This is a genomic window from Tychonema sp. LEGE 07196 (genome assembly GCF_963890365.1).
In the GTDB taxonomy this organism is placed as follows: Bacteria; Cyanobacteriota; Cyanobacteriia; order Cyanobacteriales; family Microcoleaceae; genus Microcoleus.
Genome location: NZ_CAWPRX010000047.1, coordinates 29524 through 51355 on the forward strand (window position 1 = coordinate 29524; position 21832 = coordinate 51355).

Here is a 21832-nt window from a genome sequence, read left to right on the forward strand (position 1 = left end):
AACCGGAATTGATATCACTTCACAGGACATTATCTGCGTTTATCGGTGTTGCATCTACCTGACATCTGCGGTTGCTGTATCAATCCCGTGATTTATGCAATTGTTCGTTTATTCAACAGTAGACACAAGGCGCGCCCTAGGAAGTCAACAGAATTTTAAGAAGTGGCTAGGGGCAGGACTAAGCGGGCGACAATTGCATTATTTTCTAACCTTTCTAAGGAAAATTCTCCCCCCATTAAGCGTACCACTCGCTGACAAATTAAAAGATTTTGGACGATCGACCTATGTGACGAAACGGCCAGTATATCGTGGTGGGAACCGCCGTTGAAAGCAGCAATTAACTGTCGATCGCACTTTCGACCGCTATCGAGCACAGACACCTCTAACAAATCTTCCCCCAACAGTACAGAACGAATCTCAATCTTGTCACCAACTCCAGAGCGCCTGCAAGCCAACGCCAGCAATTCGCACAGGATCAAATCCAGCTTGATGCTGTCAGCGCGAACGCTCAAAGTCTTGCCCGCAGACACCGACACAGCAGCCTCCGTGTTGACTTCCAGCAAGACTTGCGACTGTTTGATACCGGCGGCCGCGCGATCGAGCGATCGCCTCAACCAAGCGCTCACAGACACCGCATCTTGTGCAAATTGCAGCCGCCACTGTTCGTGCTTCAACATCAAATGAGTTGACCCCAAAGCATTGCCCATTTGTCGCAAAACCTGTTGGTAGCGCAAAGTTTTCAGAGCATCCTTTTGTTCCTTCGCCGACTGCAAAATCGACTGGCTCAACTCCCCCAACTCCTTCATCCCCGCTCCCACAGTGCGGTAAAAATCCTCGAAACGGCGCAGCTTGTACCAGTTGAGCATTTCCAGATCCAATCGCTGCGACTCAGTGGCAGATTGCACCGCCAAATACCTGTGCCACCAAGCCAACTGAGACACCATCGAACTCAGTAAATTCACCGACAACTCAGACCACTGGCGGCCCTGAGCGTCGGCAACCACCACAATGCCCGTCGGAGCGTGTTCTGGGGCTGTCTGCAGTGCCACCGCCATAATTTCGCCAATTCCCGGACTGCGGAGCCACCGCTTCGTCGCCAGCGGGACTTGGCTCAAGTTCAGTTGCAGCAACCCTCTTTGCGCCAGGGTTTGCTGGATCAAAGCATCCGTTTGCACGGGAATCTCGGCATCGGGATTGAGGGCAAATACGGGATTGGCCGCTACCGCTGCAGAGATTGAGCCCAACTCCTGGCCCGGATGCCAAGTAATGATGGCTACTAAAGGACAGGAAATTATCTGGGAAATTTGTTGAGCAAAGTTACCGTCGAGCTTTTGCAGCGGCAACTCTGGGAAAATTACAGGCGAAGCAGATTTCTGTTGCCCGAATTGCACCTCGCCAGAATGCTGCAAAACCGCTAACCCAGATTTGAGCGATCGCGAGAATTGCTGATATTTATCGATTTGGGAACTTTGCTGCCAAGAGTGCAAGATTAATCCTAGCTGTTGGCTGACTATTTCAACTAATTCTCGCTCCGCGCGCTTCCAAGTACGAGTGGCGCTGTGCCCAACAACCAGCAAACCCTCGATCGATTTTTGATTTTCGACGGGCGATTTGGGATCGCTGTTTTCGGACTTTGCCGTTTTCCCCCTAGTGTTCGATGCCAAAAGCGATCGCACCCCCGACTCCGCCAGCACTTCCCGCCAAGCTCCCAACCGCCCGTCTTCCTCCCAATTTTCAATCCCCAGAGGTTCCCCGCACTCTTGCAGCAGCAGCCTGTCAGCCGCATCGAGAGCTTTGAGCGGCGAAGGCACTGGCCTGCGGTTGCGGGGCAGATTTTGGGAGACAATTTCAAAGCAATTTTGTTCTTCACCGTACAGCAACAGCAAAAAATATTCGCATTTGAGCCGAGAGCACAACTTTTCGGCAGTATTTTTCAAAGTCGCCTCCCAGTCAGCATCGCTGTAGATGGCGCGAGCAATGCCGGCAGTTAAATCTCGATCGAGCTGTGTTTGCTCAATTTTCTCCTCCATCTCCGACAGAGGAGCAGTCAAAGCCACCAACTCCGCCACTCCCCGCAAGTAATGTTTTTCATTGTCTTGCCAAATCCGCGCCTCCGTCGCTTCCACGGCCAGAAATCCCAACAATTCGCCTTCGGAAACAATCGGCGCAGCCAACAGAGAGCGAGCGCGGATTTGCTGCATCAACCGCCCAGTCAGCTCAGTTTTCAAAGAACTGTGAGATTCACCGATCCAAACCATTTGTTCTGCAGTCAAAGCCTGATAAAATTCGCCCAAGTCTTGCACCGTGATGCCCGAAGCCGGTCGCTGGGGGCCCAAACCCGGAGACACTTGGCGGTTGCTGACTCTGCGCCAAAAATAGCGCCGCTCTGCCTCGAACCAATAAACATTAGTCCGCGCCGGCTCGATAAATTCATGGGCCTGTTCTACTACCGCTTGCAAGTATTGATCGAGCGATCGCAATTCCCGCAACTGCGAAATCAGCGCTAATAGAGACTCATCCGGGTGTTTGACTTGTTCTCGCTGCCAATCTTTTTCTATTTGATAAAGAGCAGTTGCCAGCGCTCCAAATACGATCGCCAACTGCGTTTTTTCCTCCGACTTTGGCGACGCTCCCCACTGATCCGTCCCCAGCAAAATCACGCCGTAGCAGCGGTCTTTGTAGCGCAGCGGAAACAGAGTCGTGCCTTGAACGTTGAAAGTTTGAGCTGCCTTGCGCCATTCTCCCGCTCTATTTTCCGATCGCAAATCCGGGACTCCCACCGGGCGCAGTTGAATCACCACTTGTTCGAGCAAATCCCCCGGATTCAGGGCAAACCGCTGTTTGAGAAAAGACAAGTCGCCGTTAGGAGTCATGCCGCCTTTCCCGAACAATCGGTGAGCTTGTCGATCGTACAACCCGATCCAAATCAACCGCCAATCAAATTCCGCCTGCAAGTAACCCAGAGTGGTTTCCAGCAACACTTCCACATTCTCCTCTTCTCGCAGAGTTTGGAGAACGCGCTCCAGGCCCGCCATTTGTTCGTCTAAATCCTTCGATCTTTGCTCATGCCCCATTTTCCAACTTCCCCACACCTTTGTCCAATTTCAAATTACCAACTTAAAAAAATTAAAAATTAAAATTAAAAACAATCAACCTATAATATAATCGTCTCAATTATGATTCAATCTCAAACATTAGATAAAGTCGATCGCAAGTTGAAGTAAAAATCTTCGCTTCATTGTCGTCGGCTTTTGAATATTTTTATTTCCCTTCTAATTTCTCATTTGTCAAGTGCCCCAGGACAAGTCATTGGATATCTATCAATCTAGCGTGCGCCCGCTGTTGTTTTCCGTATTGAAAACCGACGCCGAGTGGCTGCACAACCGCACTCTCCAAATTCTCGAACTCGCAGCCAGAACCCAGTCAAACCCAGCAACCAGCCAAATGCTCTGGCGATTGCAAAAATCTTTGGGAGTGCAAGATTCTCGCCTCGAACAATCGAAGTGGGGAATAAGCTTCAAAAACCCTGTCGGTTTGGCCGCCGGATTTGATAAAAACGGCCAAGCAGCAGACATTTGGGCAAATTTTGGCTTTGGCTTTGCCGAGATGGGTACAGTCACCAGCCAAGCGCAGCCGGGAAACCCCCAACCTCGCTTGTTTCGCTTAGAGGCTGACAGCGCAGCCCTCAACCGCATGGGCTTTAACAATCAAGGAGCCGCAGCAATGGCCGCCCGGTTTGAAGCTTCCCAGAAACACTCAAAATCCGAGGCATCGCGTTCCATGCCTCAGTCACCTTACCCGATCGGCATCAATCTCGGTAAATCTAAGGTAACACCGTTAGAGCAGGCAGCCGCCGATTATTTGGAGAGTTTTAAGCTGCTCAAAGATTGGGGGGATTATTTTGTAGTCAACGTTTCATCTCCAAATACGCCTGGATTGCGATCGCTCCAAGATGCTGCGGGGCTTAGCACAATTTTGGAAATTTTGCAACAAGAAAACCGGGGAATCAAGCCAATTTTAGTCAAAATTGCGCCGGATTTGGAGATGGAGGATATCGCATCAATCCTCGACATCGCCAAAACCTACCAACTAGCAGGAATTATCGCCACAAACACCACCATCCGGCGCGACGGATTGACAACCCAAATATTGCCAGAAACCGGCAAACCAATCACCGAAGAAGCCGGCGGAATTAGCGGAATACCAGTGCGGGGGCGATCGACAGAAATCATCCGATTTATCTGGCAATATACAAAAGGCGAACTACCCATAATAGGAGTTGGCGGCATTTTCACCGCCCAAGATGCTTGGGAAAAAATCGCCGCCGGCGCGAGTTTAATTCAAGTCTACACCGGCTGGGTATACGAAGGCCCTTGGATGGTGCGCCGAATTTTGGAAGGTTTGCTGCAAAAATTAGATGAAAAAGGATTTAATTCAATTTCCGAAGCCGTTGGTTGCGAAAATATTAAATAATTCCTCGTTACCAGGCTCTAGCTGATAATGCAGATAGGCAAGGCTCTGCCTCTATTTGCCGGATACAATATCAATTTTCTGCATCTTATTAAAATCAGAAAAATAATTATGAACACACAAGAAACTGGAGTTCCCCGAAACACCATGTCAGGCAGCTTGTTGCTGGCTAAAAACTTAGGTTTTGAGCCTAAAACAGTCATAGATGTCGGTGCAGCATTGGGAACTTTTAACCTCTACGAAACCTTCCCGAATTCGCGACACTTACTAATTGAACCCATCGCCGAAAATGAACCTTATCTCGCCAAAATTTGCCGGAAACTCCCAAGTGCAGAATATATTATTGCTGCCGCCACCAAAAAATCGGGAGTTTTCACACTCAATGTCAGTCCCGATATGGTGCACTCTTCAATTTCCGAAAATCGCGTTACCGACAGCAGCAATCCTTATTTGAGAAACATACCTGCAATTACGCTGGACGGAATATGCAGAGAAAGAAATTTACCAGGCCCGTATTTAATTAAAGTCGATGTAGACGGACAGGAATTAGATGTTTTAGCGGGAGCAACGGAAATTTTGCAGCAGACTGAATATGTAATTATTGAAGTTACTTTATTTGGTCAAATGTATGATGTCATGAGTTTTATGAAGTCCCAAGGATTCGCAGCTTACGATATTGTTGATTTGGGATATCGTCCGATTGATGCAGCATTGTGGCAAGTTGACATGGCTTTTGTCAAAGAATCTGGTCGCTTTAGAAGAGATAGTCATTACGCGACAGGAGAGCAGGATATCGAACAAGTTAACTCGTATCTCAAAGCTTATCGGGAAAATTTCATCAAGCATATTGAAACTAATTACAGCGATGCTGTAGAGCCGGAACCGCAGGTGAGTCAAGCTGTTTTGAGCGATGAATATGTAATCATTTAACTCAAGTTTCTCGGAATGGGGAATTAATATCATTTCCGGTTGAATCGGCATTGTTCAAACAGCCAACAGCCAACAATCAACAGTCAACAGTCAACAATCAACAGTCAACAGCTTACAAACTTAAAAAAGGTATATTGACTACTTCTCCGGCAATTTCTCCTAATTGCACTTTTAGCCCTGGACCGCCCGCTTTTGTGCGGATGTAAGCAAGACCAAAAAAACCGGATTCGGTTTGCACAAAACTGGTGAGTTTGCCGACTTTTTCTTCTGCGATTGTGATGACTGTTCCGGGTGCAACTGCGCCGCTCAATTCCACGCCCCAAAGTTCCTGTTTTACTCCTTTGTAGGTGTTCAATCTGGCAATTGTTTCTTGACCGATGTAGCAACCTTTGTCGTAGGAAATGGTGTTTGACAAACGGGCTTCTAGGGGGTTGTAATCGCCGGTGAGTTCAAAATCGGGGGCGGGGCGGCCTTGTTCGATTCGCAGTTGTTCCCACACGCGATCGCCCATCGGTACGGCCCCAGCTTTGACCAATGCTTTCCACAAGTGGGCTGCATCGCTGGCTGGCGCAATTAATGTGTATCCGGGAGTGGCTAAACCGCTACCAACAGCAACTCGAACGCCTCCTCGATCTCCCTCTTGGTAAGGGGGAGAAAGAGGGGAGTTTTTGATCGTTTTGTGAGTAGCGTAGGGTTGATTTTCCAGTTCGCTAACTCCGAGTTTTTCTAATAGTTGAGTGCTTTCCGGGCCGAGGAGACTGAAAGCGATTGTTGTATCGGTTAAATCTGTTAATTCTACGCTATCCATTGGGAAAATGTAGCGATCGAGCAATTCGAGGAGTTGGCGGCGGCGGTTGGCTGAAACTAGCAGCAGTACAGCATCTTCTGTAGCATAGGCGGTGGCGAGGTCGATCGTCCGGGCGGTGGATGTGAGGAAAACGGTGTCGCAACCTTGACCGGGTTTGAGTATGTTAAAGTTATTGGTGCTTTGATTGTGCAGGAATCGCAGGCGATCGCTATCTGAGATTTGAATGCGTCCCCAGTGAGTGCGATCGTACAAAGCCGCACCTTGTTTTGTTGCTGCGATGGCGGCTGCGTCGTTACCAAAACTGACGGGGACTGTTTCTGCGGTTGTTAATTCTGCAAATGTAGCGCCGGCTGCGGCTTGAATGTCGTGCAATTCTTGAATCATAAGATTTTGTTTGTTGGCTGTTGACTGTTGGCTGTTAAGAGGGCGGGCACGGGGGCACAGCCCCTACTGGCTAATGACTACTGACTACTGACTACTGACTACTGACTACTGACTACTGACTCAAATTAGCGAAGATTTCTTGTATTAATTGACTGGCTTTGGTATCAAGACGATTCCAATCTACATCGCCAGTGTCTTCTTCAATCAAGCTAGTATCAATGACAACTTCTTGGCTTTGCATTGGAGTGTGGCCTGGTGGGTAGTTGACAAAACAGATTTGATAGCAAAGTTCCCAAATATCGACGGATTTTTGCTCGCCTTGATGCTCTAAAATTAGTTGATAGCCGGGAATTGGAACTTCCACGTTTTGATAAGTTCCCGTCCAGGGGGACTCCTCTAATTGTTTGCGGATGTTGTCGAGGACTCGGATCATGGCGGGCTGCATGAGAAGTTCAGCTTGCTTCCAGGCGATCGGGCTAGTTATTTTAGGCTTCATATACATCGTTCTAAAAAAATTTATAAATTAATTTTCCTGCATTGGGTACTAAATTCTGGGACATCTGCCACAAAATGTTAAATTCACTTTAATACAAAAGACAGGGCTGTTGAAACTGCGTTTATCACAACAAAACCCACCTGCTGTGGGTTGAATGCGATCGCCCTTAAAATTACGTTACTCTCTTTACACCGCGACTGAAGGTTCGGCGATCGAGCGTAGCCGAAGCAAGTAGAAAGGTCGATTCGCGAACCAAAGTTTCTGTAAACCAGGTTTCAACAGCCGTTTTATCTTCTTTTCAATTGGGTATGGGCGATGTAGGATTTGAACCTACGGCATCCTGCGTGTAAAGCAGGCGCTCTACCACTGAGCTAATCGCCCAATTGCGCTTACAGGGATTTATCATATCACAGTATCCCAGAAAGATCAACTAAAAAAATCATAAACTTTCAATGCCCTCTGGCCGCACGCACGATCGAATCACTCTATGGAGTTTGCCCTTGGTGGCAGCCCTCACCTTTGGCCATACTCAGAGCAGCAACCTGACTTTGCTCGTTTCCGGCAGCTTTTTATTCGGCGGGCTGATGTTTGGCCCCGACTTGGATATCTACTCCTGCCAGTATCAGCGCTGGGGATGGTTCAAGCCGATTTGGCTCCCCTACCAAAAAAGCTTGCGCCACCGCTCTTTTTTGTCCCACGGGCCTCTAATCGGCACTGCTTTGCGAATCTTGTATCTCGCGATTTGGATCGCGGTTTTCGGAGTGTTGGGATTGGTAATTGCTGAAAAAATTGGAAATTTAGCCGGAAATTGGCAGTCAGCGGTTTTGGGTTACGGGCGATCGATCTCGGAACACTACATCGAAATTTTAGCAGTTTACATCGGTCTCGAATTGGGCGCGATGAGTCACTATTTGAGCGATTGGGGCGGCTCGGCTTACAAAAGATTCAAAAAAAAAGGATTGAGCGGGTTGCGCCCTCCTAAGACGATTAAAAGGCGCAAAATCAAAGCTCCCCGCCGCACATCTAGCAAATCTAACAGGTGAACAAGTAAATCCACTTATAGATTAAACGTAAAATATGGCTAGCGCTCAAGCTTGCTGTCTTCCGTCTTCCGTCTTCCGTCTTCCTTCTTCCTTCTTCCCTCGGACTTCTTCCGACGGACTTACATCCGTGACATCCGTGACATCCGTGACATCCCGTACATTGCTCGTTGCCGAACTTCCTTCTTCCGTCTTCCTTCTTCCATCTTCCATCTTCCATCTTCCTTCTTCCTTCTTCCTTCTTCCATCTTCCTTCTACTTAAGGTAAATTTTAATGTCTAATTCCCACAGTCGATCGCTCGCTGCACTCGAAAACTTGATAGAAGTTGTGGCGGCGTTGCGATCGCCCGACGGCGGATGTCCTTGGGATTTAGCCCAAACTCCCCAAACCCTAATTCCTCACATCATCGAAGAAGCCTATGAAACCGCCGACGCGATTCGCAAAGGAGATCGAGAGGCGATCGTCGAAGAATTGGGCGACTTGCTGTTGCAGGTAATTCTGCAAGCTCAAATTGCCAGCGAATCCCATCAATTTACCTTCGCCGAAATCGCTGGGGGAATTACCGAAAAACTGATTCGGCGACATCCCCACGTTTTCGGGGATGTAGAAGTTAACAGCGTGGATGAAGTTAACGAAAACTGGGAAAAAATCAAAGCAGCAGAAAAAGGCACAAATTCGGAAAAGCCACCAACCTTAGCCTCGAAAATGAGCCGTTATGCTAGCACTTTGCCTCCCATCGCCGCTGCGGCAAAAATCTCTCAAAAAGCTGCGGAAGTGAGTTTTGATTGGGACGATGTAGACGGTGTTTGGGATAAGTTTCATGAAGAAATGGCAGAATTTGAACACGCTCTCAAACACGAGGACAAGGCAGCACAGGAGTCGGAATTGGGAGATATTATGTTTGTGTTGATTCAATTGGCTCGCTGGCACAATTTAGATGCGTCGGCTGCTTTGCACGGAACGAGCGATCGCTTCGTGCAGCGGTTTGCTAAAGTTGAGGCTGCGTGCGATCGACCTTTGTCGGATTATCCACCCGAAGAGTTAGACGCTTTGTGGCAGCAAGCTAAGGCAATTCTGGCGAAACAAAAGGGCCAGAGGTAATCAATCACCGCAGATAAACACAGATCAAATGACATCAGCGTTCATCCGCTAATATCTGCGGTTCAAAACTCCCCATCTCAATAATTTGGTTGCATCAGTTCAGATGTCAGCAATCAACTACTCATAAAGCTTTGCATCGTTGTACGGCGGATGTTCGCACGCAATGTAAAGCGCGTTTGTGGGTTCTAGCGCTTCCGCTGTCACCGGATCGATCGGCTTGAGGACAAAGCATAACAGAGAGAGCGATCGCCAATCCAAACTTTCTAACTTCCCGCGTTCGTAGCGACTAACAGTAGCATTACTAATACCGACATCTTTTGGTACAGGATCTCCTGCTGTCCGAAACAGAGCGGCCTCATATTCTTTTGTGACCATTTCTGTTTCAATAATTGACCAGCCCCGAATCTCTCTAGCTGCTTTCAGAAGTTTGCCCAATCTACCGAGTCCTGTATCTGTAAATCGCACAGGGCGCAGTTTTTCCCGATCGACGACAGCCTTAAAGTCAAGAAATCCTGGCATTTTACAGATCCAATTTAACTATTATGTCAATCCTACGCCTCGACGTTTGGGTCCCAAAATTCAGTTCCGACCAAAAGTAAGTCTTCTAGAGTAAGCAACCGCTTTTCAACCGGGTGAACTGGTTCGAGAACATCGAGGAACAGCCACAAAAGATCGGGTGCAGGCTTGTTGTAATAGCCATTTTCGATTCTCGAAATGCCTGCAATGCTGACCCCCAAAACTTTCGGCAAAGGCTCTCCCCCTAGATTGTAAAATTGAGCCTCATGCTGCTTGGTCTTTTCGCTCAGTTCGTGAACGCTCCACCCCCTAGCTTCCCGCCACGAACGCAGGAATTTACCCAACCGCCGCAGGCCGGTATCAGTAAATCTCCGTCTCAAGTATTCTTTTTCTCGCTTAGCTTCTGCTACAACCATCAGTCATCACCTATCTGCATAAAGCTAAGCTATCACGCCTGACTTTCTAGTTTCATTTTTTAAGTTTGCAAGTAAAGCATATTGTGTTACAATGTTGGAACAAAGATAAATAGACAGCCATGACAGCATTATTTCGCCGCATCCAACCCTCGAAAAAGCTCCGGATCACCGTCAGGTCGCTCGCCCAATTCCTCAAAATCAACCACAATCTGATTAAGCGAGTCGAATCCTGGGCTTATGTGGTGTTTGTGCATCGGCGAGACAAAGGCGGACTATTTATTTCGTACCGCAGGCTGGAAGAGTGGCAAAATGCGATCGCCCACCAAATCCAAACTTGCCCCACCCTTTCGCAACTTTCACAGCTCAAAACTTCGATTCAGTACGACACCCGGAAATTCAAAAAACAATACCTTCAAAAAACCCTTGACTTTTTGAATCAGATGTGTGTTGAAAGACAAGACGTTCTCGAAATGTGGGAAAGCTCAAACAGCATTGCTTCGTAGCAGAAATCAGGCAGATTCCCTAACAATAGCAACCGCGCCCAACGGTGAAGACGGTGTTAATTGCTCAAACCATTGCGTTCGATTCCTTCTTCCCTCGGACTTCTTCCGACGGACTTACATCCGTTACATCCGTTACATCCCGTACATTGCTCGTTGCCGAACTTCCCTCGGACTTCTTCCCTCGGACTTCTTCCCTCGGACTTCTTCCTTCTTCCCTCTTCCTTCTGCAAAAACAAAAGCGAAACATTTGCGAGCAATTGCGAGATAAAATCACCCCAAAAATCACCCGCAAACGATCCGCTACATCGATCGCGATTTCGATCGGCAAAGCAATTAAGACATCGCTTGAGCGATATAATCAAAATAAGGAGCAGCTTCCTTAGCATCATCTTGATTTAGCAAAGCCAAAGCAGCTTCCTTCAAACAGCGGATAGCTTCCACCATGCCAGGAACAGGAACGCCCAGAGAATTGTACATTTCCCGAACGCCAATCAAACCAATACTTTCGATTGGCTCTTTGTCACCTGCCAAGATACCGTAGGTAATCAGGCGCAAGTACCAGCCGTAGTCGCGCAGACACAAAGCCCGTTCGCGCTGGCCGTAAGCATTACCACCGGGAGAGATAAAATCAGGGCGTTTTTTCCAGAGTTTTTTGCTAGCTTCTTCAACAATTTTTTTCTCACTGTCAGACAGCGCAGTAGCAATACGCACCCGCTGTTCTCCCGTCTTAAAAAAATCATTGATGCTTTGGAGTTCGCCGGTACTGGGATAACGAAGTTCGTCATCGGCTTGGAGAATTAATTGGCTAACTACGCTCATTGTTATTCAAATTTGAGGATATTTGAGAAAAACATTCATTGACATTCCCATCTTTTTAAGATGAGATTCCTACTGAGGATACTTACCTTGCTGCTAACATTTATCAATCTTAGAAGTAGGCGGTAAATCTCAGTAAGCGTTATGCTTAGTGACTAAGCCAGTTTCCTTGTGTCCCAAGGTACTGTGGGAAAAATTCAAAAACTGCGATTGAGAGTTTGAATGCCGGCAGACATTTAGACTGTTTGACGAGTTTTGGCTGCTTGGCCCTAATAGCATATCGCACAGGTTCGATCGAGGGCAATCTACCGGCGTTACAGCAGCCGGGGCTCGGAAGCAGGAATACACTCTGCAATTGAGCTTGAGTGCGATGGCTTACTTCAATCTGAGACAGCGATCGTGCGTTACTATCTGAAATTTTACCACGACTGCTTCTAACGGCTTCCAAAACTACTCAGGTATTTGTTAATGACCAAATCTAAATTTTCCACGCGCAACTCGACGAAAGTGGCCAACCCTTGTCAGCAAGGTCAACTGGTTGAGATAGAAATTACCGACTTGACAGACACCGGCGACGGCGTTGGCCGAAGCGGCGAACTCGTGGTGTTTGTGCCCGATACCGTGACGGGCGATCGCATCCTAGCGCGCCTCGTGCAAGTCAAATCCACCTATGCTACAGGTAAGCTGGACACACTTCTGGAAGCATCCGAACACCGAATCCGAGCCAACTGCATTGTCGCAGATAAGTGCGGCGGCTGTCAGTGGCAGCACGTAGACTATGAATATCAGCTTGCAGCCAAGCAAAATCAAATTATTCAAGCCTTAGAACGGATTGGCGGATTTAGCAATCTGCAAGTCGATGAAATATTAACGGGAAAAATCGAAGGATTTCCCCAATTTTTGGGATACCGCAACAAAGCAACTTATCCGGTAGCAATTTCTGCCACAGGTCAAGTGCAAGCAGGTTACTATCAAAAAAGCACGCACAAATTAGTCAATCTCAATCAGTGTCCGGTGCAAGACCCGCGCCTCAATCCGTTATTAAAAGAAGTCAAAGAAGACATACACTGGAGAGATTGGCCAGTCTACGACGAAAAGAAACATACAGGAGAACTGCGTCATTTGTCCTTGCGAATCGGACGGCGCACGGGAGAAATGCTGCTAACTTTAATAGTTCGCACGGGAGACTTGCCGGGAATTGAAGCACAAGCGGCTGAGTGGCTGAAACAGTATCCTCAACTTGTAGGTGTTTGTTTGAATGTGAATTCAGCTCAAACTAATGTAATTTTTGGTGCGGAAACTCGCTGCATTGCCGGTCAGTCCGATCTGCGAGAAAAATTTGCGGGTTTGAACTTTCAACTAAGGGCAGATACTTTTTTCCAGGTAAATACTGAGGCGGCCGAAGGGTTGTTGCAGGTGATTGTCGGGGAATTGAATTTGCAGGGAAATGAGGTTTTGGTTGATGCTTACTGCGGAATTGGGACTTTTACTTTACCGCTGGCCAAACAAGTCAAAATAGCGATCGGTTTAGAAGTGCAACCTGTGGCGATCGAGCAAGCTAAGCTAAATGCTGAATTAAATGATGTGAAAAATGTCGATTTTCAGGTGGGAACTGTAGAGAGTTTGCTGCCTGCTTTGGGATTGATACCGGATATTGTGTTGTTAGATCCGCCGCGTAAAGGGTGCGATCGCGCGGTGTTGGAAACAATTAAGGAAATCAAGCCAAATCGGATTGTGTATGTTAGCTGCAAGCCTGCTACTTTGGCTCGCGACCTGAAGATTTTGTGCGAAAATGGGGATTATAAGTTAGCGCGGGTGCAGCCGGCGGATTTCTTTCCTCAGACTTCTCATGTGGAGTGTGCGGCGTTTTTGGTGAGGTGAATGAAAGGGCGATCGTTTTTTAGTTAAATTCAATCATCAGCATCGGTGAACAGGGCTGACAAATCTCGATAACCACTGACTACTCGAAAAATCTCTACATCTGGTCCGATCGGCATATAGAGGATGAGATAGTTGTCTGTAGAGAGACTGCGAAGCAAGGGTAAAATTTCGTTTCTTTGTCGTCCAATATTGGGAAATTGAGCAATTTTGGCGAATTTAGCGTCAAGATTGCTTAAAAAGCGATCGGCTCGATCGAGTCCCGATCGACTAGCGATGTAGTCTGCAATTTGCTCAATGTCTTGAATTGCGGGTTGGGTGAGGCTTGCATTGTGGACTCATGCTTCTGAGGAAGTGTAACGCGAACGCAAATTAGCTCGAATTTGTGCCATTGCGGTTGCACCGTCTACGACTTCACCGTGTTGAGATGCTTGCTGACCAATCAGTGCGTCTTGTTGGAGTTCTTGCAGTCGTCCTTGATAAATGTCTTGCTGTTGTTCGAGTAGTTTAATGGCTGCGAGGATAACGTCGATCGCACTGTTGTATTTACCAGTCGTGAGTTGGCGCTGCACTAGGGCTTCGGCTTCAGGTGGCAAAACAATTTGCATGGTGTTTGAGATGAGGGGTGTTTATTTTATTGTAGGCGATCGCCCTTCAGTTAGATTGGTTTGTTGAGGGGCGATCTTTTGTATCCATGTCTTCTGTCATTGTTGCTTCTGAAAGCGAAGGTAATGTTAGTTGGAGGTGAATGTCAATTGTTATGGTATGAGTTTGATTATTCAAACCTATGTTAACTATGTTTACTAACGGAATTTGGGGTGAATAATTGCTTGAGTGAGATTTAACAGAGGGCATAGTTTTATATCCAGCTTCCTCTAGCCAGTTATGAATATTTCTCCAGTTGCTTACCTTTTCGTTAGGTACATCTGTAATTTTTTTGAAGTATTGATATAAAGTTTTAGATACATAAACCTCAACACCTTTACGACTTTGATGGAGTTGGCTAGCTATTTCCGCAGGACTGTGACCGCAGAGCAAACCTCGGAGAAAAAGCTTTTCTCGTTCTGTAAGTCCCTTTCTGGCACGAGGAGATACTTGCCACTTGGCTTCTGCCATAGCTTTGTAGAGCCTTTCCAAGTCCCAGTTATTCGCAGCTTCGGCAAACATCTCGTCGCTGGATGTCATCGCAGTATGTCTCGCTTAGTTGATAGCTAAAGCCTAACTAAAATTATAGCTTTGGCTAGTTGCTATCTGAGTATAACTTAGTTTATCATTGCTGAAACCGGTGTGGCGATCGCTCTGCTGTAAAAAGAGCGGGCTATGTGTCAAGAGTTTAGGGTGCAGATACAGCAGCGGTTAATGGGCTAGTGTAAAGATTTGTAACAATACGCCAAATTCTGCGTAAAAATTCGGGATTGAAGCCGAATACATATATAGGAGGAAGATTTTGCTTGGTGCGGGACTGAGTTGGTACTGGATGCTTAGGCGTTGCGGTATCTATTTGGGGTGAGTGCGATCGGGCAATACACGCTTTTCTGTATCAAAAATTGAACGGATAGTAATATGAATAATTATGATGACCATATACAATTTGCCGAGAATGTAATTGAGCGATCGCAACTTCCCCAATCTCAAAGAGATGGGTTACGTCAGCTAATCCAGCGCATTCAGCAAAGACAAAACGATCCAAATCTTTATTTAGCAGTGATTGGAGAATTTTCTAGTGGTAAGAGTACCTTTATCAATGCCTTACTCCGTGATAATTTGCTGAAAACATCAGCTTTAGTGACAACTGCTGCTGCTACTAGATTACGCTATGGTCAAGAAATTAACATAGAAATAAATTTTAGGCAAGTTCCAGAAATAATTAAACCCAGAAGATTTTGGGCTAGAAATGCGATATCAGCTATTATTAGATTTCTCGATAGTTTAGGTTTAGACTTTGACATAATAACTGCTATTGAAGTTTTTTTTAATGATGTCGTTGCTTTTTTATTCAGCCTTTTTAACATATCAAATAATCTTACAAATATAATTACATCTGAAGACATTAGGGCTAAGGGTATAGATATTAGGGAGTTTATTCACAAAGTTACGTCTGAAGAAGAGATAGCTAAAGAAGTTATTGATGTTAATATTAATCATCCAGCCACTTTTCTACAAAATAATATCGTGATTATTGACCTACCTGGTACTAATGCTACCAATACCAGACACGCACAAATTACACGAGAAATTGTAGAAAATGAAGCTGATGTTGCTATTGTTATAATTCCTGCTACACAACCTGTAAGTGACACTTTGGCGGAATTTTTGAGCTCGACAATACAATCTTCGCTAGATCGCTGTATATTTGTTGTTAGCCGCATGGATCAAATTCGCCAGAGAGAACATAATAGAATGTTGGCTAATGTGAGAGAGAGATTGGTAGATCAGCTAGAAGTTAATCCTAATAAATTGTATTCATGTTCTGCTCAGGTTGTTATAGATGATGTCACAGGAGAGCAGCAAGCAGTAAATAACCCGGAATTTTGGATCGAGCAATTTACGCAAATGCAGGTTGAAATCATAGAACGCTTAAAAGCTGAACGGAACGCAATTATTAGTGAAAATATCCAAGGTTTATTTGGTCAGCTATTTAATCAAATCAAAAGTTATTTACAATCTCAATGGAATCAATACAAGGAAAAAGAATCTAAAATTCAGAAAGAAACGATTCAAGACATTGAATTTTTTAAAAATCAACAATATAGAGAGTGTATTAATATGATCGATAGAACTGCTAGTCGCTCGGAAAATAAAATCAACGATCATGTTGACACTTTTAGAGATCGAACTACTGCTAAAGTAAAAGAAGCTATTTTTGGCGCAAGTGATTGGGACGGTCTCAAGTATGTTGTTAATACTAAGGTTGCGACAATTTTACGAGATCAACAAAACTTACTAAGTGATAGTATTCAAAATGAATGCCATAATCTTTCTCAGTCTGCACAGGAAGTTGGGCAATATTTTGATAAAAAATTTACTGAAGTCTATCGAAGCTTACAAGCATTAGGTGGGCGTGTTGAAACTAATTCGGTGTTCGCCAGTAGTAATATTTCAATCAATACATATTCAGTTATTTCTTCTGCACAACAACTCAATAGTTCAAATTTTGGTAATGCAATGGCAGGCTTTTTTTCTCATGTATTTCGTGGTTTACTTGACGATCGCAAGCAAAAGATTTGGAATGAAATTCGACCTAAAATTTATAACTGTTTTGCTGAAATCAAACAACAGGTGCAACCAACAGTAAAGAAAGATGCAGACAATCTGAAGACAGCCATCAATCAGCGGATTAATGCTTACATTACTCACTACAAATCTGTTGTAGATGGTATGTTGAACGAACAAAAAATGGAATTGCAGCGATTGACACAGTTGCAAGCGACCATTCAAGCTGACTTAGCGGAGATTGAGCGAAGGCAACTGCAAATAAAAGTCAATTTACGTTGATGTATTAAATCAGTTACCTAACTCAATCTCTCTAATCTCACTGGCTAACTCTATCTAATAGTCAAAAGGAGACTACTATGAACTCTAACGATCGACAATATCAGTTATTTCAACAAAAACGTAACGCCCTAGCTGTTTTAGTAAAGCAGCAAATAGATGTGTTACATTCTCTTAACATGACCGAAACAGAAGCAAATATTTGTAAGCTAGAGGAGCGAATTTTAACCGATGGCTTCAAAGTGCTTGTAGTGGGTGAGTTTAAGCGGGGAAAAAGCACTTTTATTAATGCTTTGTTGCGACAAGAAGTGCTACCTGCTTATTCAACCCCAACTACTGCAATCATCAATGAAGTTAAATGGGGAGATAAGCAGAAAGCGATGCTATATCACAAAAAGCCTGCTTCTGGTTCACCGCGACCGCCCCAGGAAATACCTGTGGACAAAATTGAGGAGTATGTTGTTATTAAAGACTCTGGTAAAAAAGAAGGCCAAGAAAGCCCCTATGAAAAGGTGGAATTATTTTGGCCTTTAGAACTTTGTCGCAATGGTGTAGAAATTATTGATTCTCCCGGACTCAATGAAAATGAAGTACGCCAGCAAGTCACGGTAGATTACTTGTCAAGAGTCGATGCTGTGCTTTTTGTTCTGTCTTGCGAACAACTTGGTCCTTCAATTTCTGAACAGAAGATGATTGAACTGTTGAGTAATTGCGGTCATGAGGATATCTTTTTTATCTGCAATCGCTTCAATGATATTCGCAGAAAAGAAGAGCAAGAGCGAGTCAGACAACACGGCTTATCTCAGTTTAGTAATCTAACCAAACAAGGAACCAAGGGTATCTTTTTCATCACGGCTGTGGATGCTTTGGAAGGTTATTTAGAGAACGATGTGAACCGGATTAAGGCTTCTGGTATAGAACTTGTAGAGCAAGCACTAGCAACATTTTTAGCTAAGGAAAGAGGGCGGGTAAAAATTGTTCGTTCAGAAAAGATTTTCCGAATGTCTGTTGAGGAATCCAGAAAAATTATTCCTCAGCGAGAATCGATGCTGAGAACTGATTTGCAAACTTTGGAAAAACGCTATGCTGATGCTCAAGAGTCATTGCGATCCCTAGAAAAGGAGCGTGAAAGCATAGTTAGACGGATATCGAACTTCCGCGAAGATATTAAAGAGTTAGTTCGGGGTAAAGCTCGCGAGCTTCTCAATAAAGTCAATGAAAAACTTGATGACTGGGTGAGTGAATATACAATCCAAGAAAGCGTAAAACTATTCTCTAAAGATATCTTCAACATGGAAGCGGCAGCTAAAAGAGTTGTCGAAGAGGTAACTCAATATCTTTCTAGCAAAGTAGAGAAAGAGTTTACCCAATGGCAACGTCACGAGTTACAGCCTTTTTTGGGAAGCCGTTTGGACGATCTATTCCGAGAATTAGAAGACAAGGCAGGTAATTTTTTCTCCGATTTAGATCGAGTGCGTGTTGAGGTTTCTGGAACTAAGATATCAAAACTAGATGTAGAAGTAGAAGACACTAAAATTTCTCCTATTAATCGCATTCTCTCTGGTATTGCTGGTTTTGTATTCATGGACTATGGTTCAGCCGCGATAGGAGGGTTATTTGGCTACAAAGAAATGCTCAAGAGTCTGATTCCTCAAATTGCTACCGTTGCAGTAACAATAGCGTTTGCTGGACTCAATCCTTGGGTATTAATTCCAGCAATATTTGGTAGTAGTACACTACAAGCCTTTATTAAGGTTAACGGAATTAACGATAAGGTTAAACAACAAGTAGGCAAAGAATATGGATCTACATTGCAAGCATCAAACCAGCCAAATGAAGTAGCTAATGCTGTTGCAGCTAAGATTAAAGAAATTGAGGACGGTGTAGATGGAGGACTTGGTAGCGAGATTCAAAGTGTTCGGACTCAAGTTAACTCAATTTTGGCTGAAAAGCAAAAAGGTCAAGTCAATGTTGACCAAAAGATTCAGGAGTTAAAATTGCTCTCGGAGCAATTAAATGCTATTGATGGGGAACTGAATGAGTTGATGAGACAAGTTGCTCAGATGTAGCAGTTTTTTGTTTTTCCCAGAGCGATAGCCCCTCTCCCCTCCTCAATCTTAAAGTGCGATCGCCCTTATTTTCCGAAAGTGCGATCGCCTTAAAATCATGTCAAATATATTCAATCCTCCCCATCATTTCTTCAGGCGCATACACTTCATAAATTAAAATAAAACTACGGATAATCTCGCCAACAAAACGAGAATTAGGAGGACAATAGACAATCCCCGGATAATCTGTGGTATCGCTTGCCATAATTAAAAAATCGTCATTGTGAGTTAATATCACGCGCTGCTCTTCGCGAATAAACGCTAGGTGTGACTCATCGCTTTTAGTACGCAACCCTGCATCAACTGTTGTCGTCACATCTATCCCGTAACGACGTAAACCGCGCGCAATATTAGAGTCAATATGTTCGTCTAAATGAAAACGAATTTGCTCACTCACCTCTAATTGCCCTCAATTTTTCTTGTAACGGAGATGGTGGACTATTACGCTTTAATTCTTCCACAATAGCTCGACTTTCAGCAGTGTGACGATCGATTTCTTCTCGACGATCGTAATAATAGGTCATTGCTGCATGAACTGAGGCAAGTGGTAAGTCATACTTGCCGGCAATTTCTTCTATAGAAATTCCCATTTTCAGATACATTTCGGCGATGTGTGCTACAGCAATTCGATGACCAGCAATGCGTGGCTTACCACCAAGTACCCCAGGCGTAATTTCGATATGTTCTGTGATGACGGATTCCTTAGACATTATAGTTAAAGGCTATTAATTGGTAATTTTTAAGCTCTTTAATATTAGCACAAATAGTCACAGTTAAACCAAATTGTAGGGTGCGTTAGACATTAATTCTTTCGATTTCAACCGGTTTGAAGGATCTGACGCACCCTACGAACAGTATTTCGATCGCCCTCACCACCAACTAGATGCAAACTAGATCCAGTCCGGCCTGAATCGGGGGGAGTCCAGAAGTATAGAATAGAGGTTGCCGAACCGGCACACCGCCCGATCGCTCGCCGCCAGCAATTTGTTACCCTAAAAATAGAATCAAACCTCCCTCAACTCCCTGTCATGAACAACGCCTCTCCCCTAATTCAAACCGTCACACCCGAACGCTGGGCCGGGTTTAGTATGGACTTTATCGGGGCGGGTTACACGGGGCTGTTGGTCAAAAACGGCCGCGCCGTGCGTACCCTGAAATCCGGGCGGCATTTCAGCTTCGCCCTTCCCCTGCTGGAACAGTGTCAAATTGTCATCGTAGACACCAAACTCCGCAATTTGGATGTACAGTCGCACGGAGATTTTTTGTCTAAGGATAGATTTTTAATTGATGCGACTCTGACTGTTATTTATCAAGTTATAGATCCGAAACGAGTAGCTTTGGAATTGTCCGATCCTCTAGCTGTTTTAGCAAGTGCAGTTAAGGATTGTATGGGATTAGCGATCGGGCAAATACCCCTACAACAGCTTATCACCCAAGGCCGGCTCTTGCTGCGCCAAAATTTGCTCGATCGCGTTCAAGACTTTTATACACTGGGTTTTAACTTAGAAGACGTGCGAATTGGCGATGTCAGCTTTCCCGAAACCAACGGAGTTATTCGCCAAGTTGAGGGAATGAGTGCTCGACAGGAAGCAGAAAATGCCGCCGCCCTGCAAATGAGAATTGCCGAAGCCGGCCGCCCGATCGCGCCTCAAGCGCCAGTACAGCAGTTAAACTTAATTTCAGGTCATTCTCCCGCGAGTCTTCCAGCTTCTGACACAGCAGCAGCATTCGATCGCGATTTACAACAACTGACAGAACAACTCGCCCAAAACAGTCTCCCACCTGCGAGAAATTCACCTTCACTTGCACCGACGATACTCGCCAGCAGCGATCGCAAAAACACCGCATATTTAATCTACAAATTTTCGGGACAGGCGATCGGTCTAACGGCAAATCCTTTTACAATTGGACGCGAACCAACTAACACTTTAGTATTGCAAGATCCGCAAAGTTCGCGCTACCACGCCCAGATTCGCAGGGCCACTGACGAAGTTGGCAAACAGCGATATCAACTTGTCGATAGCGGCAGTTCCAACGGCACTTTTGTGGGCGGACAGAGGTTGGCTGCTAACGACCCTTTTTGGTTAGCGAACGGTTGCGAAATTGCGATCGGCGACCAAAAATGGGTGTTTCAAGATTCGTGATTGAAAGATATGAAGATTTGTTTAAACTGCAGATAAACACAGATAAATCCCATCAGCGTTCATCTGTGTTTATCTGTTAATATCTGCTGTTTAAAAATCCCAATCTAAGTAACTTGCTTTAATCACGATATACAATTAATAGATGAAGATTTGTTTAAACAGCAGATCGACGCAGATCAACACAGATTAATTCCATCGCCTTTCATCTGTCAGGTTTCTGTAGGGGCGTTGTCAAGAGTCCCCGCCTTTCGGACAAAGATTGACAAATTGTCCCTCCCCAATTCCCTGTACTCCCAGGTAGAAGTCTCTTCCCAATCTTAGGGGGGATATCTCCACAAGCGTTTCGAGCGATAATTTGTCAAGATTGAAAATATAACGAGAGGACAACCCCATGAACTTTTCTATACAATCTGTTTACAACTGGTATCGCGACACGCTCCGCAACCCCAAGTACCGCTGGTGGATTATTCTGGGAACGTTGGCATATCTAGTAAGCCCGATCGACATTGCGCCCGATTTTCTCCCCGTAATCGGACAAATTGACGACTTGGCGATCGCAGTATTGCTGATTTCGGAAGTCTCGCAAATGGCTACCGACTATTTTAAATCCCGCCAAACAGAGACAGCCACAGCATCCCAAGCCACCGGCAGCCCTTCTGAAGCCAAAGGCAGCACCGTTGACGTAGATGCAGTTTCTGTACAATAATTGCCCAAAACAATCGATCCCTG

At 45.2% G+C, this 21832-nt stretch carries 22 protein-coding genes, 1 tRNA gene and 1 pseudogene; 10 read left to right on the forward strand and 14 right to left on the reverse strand.

The genetic code is table 11. The features are described from left to right. Nucleotides 1–155: 155 nt before the first annotated feature. Nucleotides 156–3074 carry a sensor histidine kinase gene (locus AACV78_RS06145; RefSeq protein ID WP_194011249.1) on the reverse strand — a complete coding sequence of 973 codons (2919 nt, stop codon included), beginning with the start codon at nucleotides 3072–3074 and terminating at the stop codon, nucleotides 156–158. A 235-nt stretch (nucleotides 3075–3309) separates the two neighbouring features. On the opposite strand from AACV78_RS06145, the gene AACV78_RS06150 reads away from it, so the two are divergent. Further along, nucleotides 3310–4473 (forward strand): quinone-dependent dihydroorotate dehydrogenase, encoded by a 1164-nt coding sequence (locus tag AACV78_RS06150; protein WP_194011250.1) that lies wholly within the window; start codon nucleotides 3310–3312, stop codon nucleotides 4471–4473. Nucleotides 4474–4581: 108 nt separating this feature from the next. Continuing rightward, nucleotides 4582–5400 carry an FkbM family methyltransferase gene (locus tag AACV78_RS06155; protein WP_194011251.1) on the forward strand — a complete coding sequence of 273 codons (819 nt, stop codon included), beginning with the start codon at nucleotides 4582–4584 and terminating at the stop codon, nucleotides 5398–5400. Between the two features lie 112 nt (nucleotides 5401–5512). On the opposite strand, the gene ygfZ is transcribed toward AACV78_RS06155, so the two are convergent. The 3 genes from ygfZ to AACV78_RS06170 all read right to left on the reverse strand — a co-directional run bounded on the left by ygfZ (nucleotide 5513) and on the right by AACV78_RS06170 (nucleotide 7469). Continuing rightward, nucleotides 5513–6592, reverse strand: coding sequence for a CAF17-like 4Fe-4S cluster assembly/insertion protein YgfZ (ygfZ, locus tag AACV78_RS06160; RefSeq protein ID WP_194011252.1), 1080 nt, complete (start codon nucleotides 6590–6592; stop codon nucleotides 5513–5515). A 112-nt stretch (nucleotides 6593–6704) separates the two neighbouring features. Then, nucleotides 6705–7088 carry a hypothetical protein gene (locus AACV78_RS06165; protein ID WP_194011253.1) on the reverse strand — a complete coding sequence of 128 codons (384 nt, stop codon included), beginning with the start codon at nucleotides 7086–7088 and terminating at the stop codon, nucleotides 6705–6707. Nucleotides 7089–7397: 309 nt separating this feature from the next. Continuing rightward, nucleotides 7398–7469, reverse strand: a tRNA-Val gene (locus AACV78_RS06170). 71 nt (nucleotides 7470–7540) lie between these two features. On the opposite strand from AACV78_RS06170, the gene AACV78_RS06175 reads away from it, so the two are divergent. Beyond that, nucleotides 7541–8131 (forward strand): metal-binding protein, encoded by a 591-nt coding sequence (locus AACV78_RS06175; RefSeq protein WP_194011254.1) that lies wholly within the window; start codon nucleotides 7541–7543, stop codon nucleotides 8129–8131. A 45-nt stretch (nucleotides 8132–8176) separates the two neighbouring features. Here AACV78_RS06175 and AACV78_RS06180 read toward each other — a convergent pair whose 3' ends face one another. Continuing rightward, on the reverse strand, nucleotides 8177–8341 hold the full coding sequence (locus tag AACV78_RS06180) for a hypothetical protein (protein WP_194011255.1): 165 nt from the start codon (nucleotides 8339–8341) through the stop codon (nucleotides 8177–8179). A gap of 61 nt (nucleotides 8342–8402) precedes the next feature. On the opposite strand from AACV78_RS06180, the gene mazG reads away from it, so the two are divergent. After that, nucleotides 8403–9230 (forward strand): nucleoside triphosphate pyrophosphohydrolase, encoded by an 828-nt coding sequence (gene mazG, locus AACV78_RS06185; RefSeq protein ID WP_194011256.1) that lies wholly within the window; start codon nucleotides 8403–8405, stop codon nucleotides 9228–9230. A gap of 117 nt (nucleotides 9231–9347) precedes the next feature. Here the strand turns inward: mazG and AACV78_RS06190 are convergent, their stop codons facing one another. Beyond that, nucleotides 9348–9749: a helix-turn-helix transcriptional regulator gene (locus AACV78_RS06190; protein ID WP_194011257.1), complete on the reverse strand. Its 402-nt coding sequence runs from the start codon at nucleotides 9747–9749 to the stop codon at nucleotides 9348–9350. Nucleotides 9750–9781: 32 nt separating this feature from the next. Beyond that, nucleotides 9782–10162, reverse strand: coding sequence for a helix-turn-helix domain-containing protein (locus tag AACV78_RS06195; RefSeq protein WP_194011258.1), 381 nt, complete (start codon nucleotides 10160–10162; stop codon nucleotides 9782–9784). A 119-nt stretch (nucleotides 10163–10281) separates the two neighbouring features. On the opposite strand from AACV78_RS06195, the gene AACV78_RS06200 reads away from it, so the two are divergent. Further along, on the forward strand, nucleotides 10282–10665 hold the full coding sequence (locus AACV78_RS06200) for a hypothetical protein (protein ID WP_194011259.1): 384 nt from the start codon (nucleotides 10282–10284) through the stop codon (nucleotides 10663–10665). Nucleotides 10666–10729: 64 nt separating this feature from the next. Here AACV78_RS06200 and AACV78_RS06205 read toward each other — a convergent pair whose 3' ends face one another. After that, entirely contained in the window at nucleotides 10730–10993 is a 264-nt protein-coding gene (locus AACV78_RS06205) for a hypothetical protein (protein WP_194011260.1), read from the reverse strand. A gap of 5 nt (nucleotides 10994–10998) precedes the next feature. Continuing rightward, nucleotides 10999–11484: an allophycocyanin subunit alpha-B gene (apcD, locus tag AACV78_RS06210; protein WP_194011261.1), complete on the reverse strand. Its 486-nt coding sequence runs from the start codon at nucleotides 11482–11484 to the stop codon at nucleotides 10999–11001. A gap of 465 nt (nucleotides 11485–11949) precedes the next feature. Between apcD and rlmD the strand changes: the two genes are divergently transcribed. Next, a complete protein-coding gene (gene rlmD, locus AACV78_RS06215) occupies nucleotides 11950–13362 on the forward strand; it encodes a 23S rRNA (uracil(1939)-C(5))-methyltransferase RlmD (RefSeq protein WP_194011262.1) in 1413 nt (470 codons plus the stop codon). Between the two features lie 29 nt (nucleotides 13363–13391). Here rlmD and AACV78_RS06220 read toward each other — a convergent pair. The 3 genes and pseudogenes from AACV78_RS06220 to AACV78_RS06230 form a co-directional block, all read right to left on the reverse strand. After that, nucleotides 13392–13670, reverse strand: a pseudogene (locus AACV78_RS06220) (type II toxin-antitoxin system RelE/ParE family toxin); the annotation flags it as partial. 27 nt (nucleotides 13671–13697) lie between these two features. Continuing rightward, nucleotides 13698–13967, reverse strand: a complete 270-nt coding sequence (locus tag AACV78_RS06225; protein ID WP_194011263.1) for a ribbon-helix-helix domain-containing protein — start codon at nucleotides 13965–13967, stop codon at nucleotides 13698–13700. Nucleotides 13968–14013: 46 nt separating this feature from the next. Continuing rightward, nucleotides 14014–14544, reverse strand: a complete 531-nt coding sequence (locus AACV78_RS06230) for a helix-turn-helix transcriptional regulator (RefSeq protein WP_015178787.1) — start codon at nucleotides 14542–14544, stop codon at nucleotides 14014–14016. Between the two features lie 378 nt (nucleotides 14545–14922). Here AACV78_RS06230 and AACV78_RS06235 point away from each other — a divergent pair, with 378 nt between their 5' ends. Together AACV78_RS06235 and AACV78_RS06240 are read left to right on the forward strand one after the other, a co-directional pair. Further along, nucleotides 14923–16854: a dynamin family protein gene (locus tag AACV78_RS06235; RefSeq protein WP_015178788.1), complete on the forward strand. Its 1932-nt coding sequence runs from the start codon at nucleotides 14923–14925 to the stop codon at nucleotides 16852–16854. Between the two features lie 77 nt (nucleotides 16855–16931). Continuing rightward, on the forward strand, nucleotides 16932–18920 hold the full coding sequence (locus tag AACV78_RS06240; RefSeq protein ID WP_015178789.1) for a dynamin family protein: 1989 nt from the start codon (nucleotides 16932–16934) through the stop codon (nucleotides 18918–18920). A gap of 100 nt (nucleotides 18921–19020) precedes the next feature. On the opposite strand, the gene AACV78_RS06245 is transcribed toward AACV78_RS06240, so the two are convergent. Together AACV78_RS06245 and AACV78_RS06250 are read right to left on the reverse strand one after the other, a co-directional pair. Then, a complete protein-coding gene (locus tag AACV78_RS06245) occupies nucleotides 19021–19356 on the reverse strand; it encodes a DUF5615 family PIN-like protein (RefSeq protein ID WP_015178790.1) in 336 nt (111 codons plus the stop codon). Continuing rightward, nucleotides 19349–19669, reverse strand: coding sequence for a DUF433 domain-containing protein (locus AACV78_RS06250; RefSeq protein WP_015178791.1), 321 nt, complete (start codon nucleotides 19667–19669; stop codon nucleotides 19349–19351). The genes AACV78_RS06245 and AACV78_RS06250 overlap by 8 nt, the downstream gene beginning before the upstream one ends. 318 nt (nucleotides 19670–19987) lie before the next feature. Here AACV78_RS06250 and AACV78_RS06255 point away from each other — a divergent pair, with 318 nt between their 5' ends. Both AACV78_RS06255 and AACV78_RS06260 read left to right on the forward strand, forming a co-directional pair. Continuing rightward, nucleotides 19988–21103 carry an SPFH domain-containing protein gene (locus AACV78_RS06255; RefSeq protein WP_194011264.1) on the forward strand — a complete coding sequence of 372 codons (1116 nt, stop codon included), beginning with the start codon at nucleotides 19988–19990 and terminating at the stop codon, nucleotides 21101–21103. Nucleotides 21104–21494: 391 nt separating this feature from the next. Further along, nucleotides 21495–21809, forward strand: coding sequence for a YkvA family protein (locus AACV78_RS06260; protein ID WP_194011265.1), 315 nt, complete (start codon nucleotides 21495–21497; stop codon nucleotides 21807–21809). Nucleotides 21810–21832: the final 23 nt, after the last annotated feature.

Coding starts and splice junctions, on each gene's coding strand:
- AACV78_RS06180 (WP_194011255.1), bottom strand. CDS start 8,341: ATGGAAGATGGAAGAAGGAAGACGGAAGAAGGAAGTTCGGCAACGAGC.
- AACV78_RS06230 (WP_015178787.1), bottom strand. CDS start 14,544: ATGACATCCAGCGACGAGATGTTTGCCGAAGCTGCGAATAACTGGGAC.
- AACV78_RS06225 (WP_194011263.1), bottom strand. CDS start 13,967: ATGCAAATTGTTTTGCCACCTGAAGCCGAAGCCCTAGTGCAGCGCCAA.
- AACV78_RS06250 (WP_015178791.1), bottom strand. CDS start 19,669: ATGTCTAAGGAATCCGTCATCACAGAACATATCGAAATTACGCCTGGG.
- AACV78_RS06240 (WP_015178789.1), top strand. CDS start 16,932: ATGAACTCTAACGATCGACAATATCAGTTATTTCAACAAAAACGTAAC.
- AACV78_RS06200 (WP_194011259.1), top strand. CDS start 10,282: ATGACAGCATTATTTCGCCGCATCCAACCCTCGAAAAAGCTCCGGATC.
- AACV78_RS06175 (WP_194011254.1), top strand. CDS start 7,541: ATGCCCTCTGGCCGCACGCACGATCGAATCACTCTATGGAGTTTGCCC.
- ygfZ (WP_194011252.1), bottom strand. CDS start 6,592: ATGATTCAAGAATTGCACGACATTCAAGCCGCAGCCGGCGCTACATTT.
- AACV78_RS06165 (WP_194011253.1), bottom strand. CDS start 7,088: ATGAAGCCTAAAATAACTAGCCCGATCGCCTGGAAGCAAGCTGAACTT.
- AACV78_RS06155 (WP_194011251.1), top strand. CDS start 4,582: ATGAACACACAAGAAACTGGAGTTCCCCGAAACACCATGTCAGGCAGC.
- rlmD (WP_194011262.1), top strand. CDS start 11,950: ATGACCAAATCTAAATTTTCCACGCGCAACTCGACGAAAGTGGCCAAC.
- AACV78_RS06235 (WP_015178788.1), top strand. CDS start 14,923: ATGAATAATTATGATGACCATATACAATTTGCCGAGAATGTAATTGAG.
- AACV78_RS06145 (WP_194011249.1), bottom strand. CDS start 3,074: ATGGGGCATGAGCAAAGATCGAAGGATTTAGACGAACAAATGGCGGGC.
- AACV78_RS06260 (WP_194011265.1), top strand. CDS start 21,495: ATGAACTTTTCTATACAATCTGTTTACAACTGGTATCGCGACACGCTC.
- AACV78_RS06255 (WP_194011264.1), top strand. CDS start 19,988: ATGAACAACGCCTCTCCCCTAATTCAAACCGTCACACCCGAACGCTGG.
- mazG (WP_194011256.1), top strand. CDS start 8,403: ATGTCTAATTCCCACAGTCGATCGCTCGCTGCACTCGAAAACTTGATA.
- AACV78_RS06190 (WP_194011257.1), bottom strand. CDS start 9,749: ATGCCAGGATTTCTTGACTTTAAGGCTGTCGTCGATCGGGAAAAACTG.
- AACV78_RS06195 (WP_194011258.1), bottom strand. CDS start 10,162: ATGGTTGTAGCAGAAGCTAAGCGAGAAAAAGAATACTTGAGACGGAGA.
- apcD (WP_194011261.1), bottom strand. CDS start 11,484: ATGAGCGTAGTTAGCCAATTAATTCTCCAAGCCGATGACGAACTTCGT.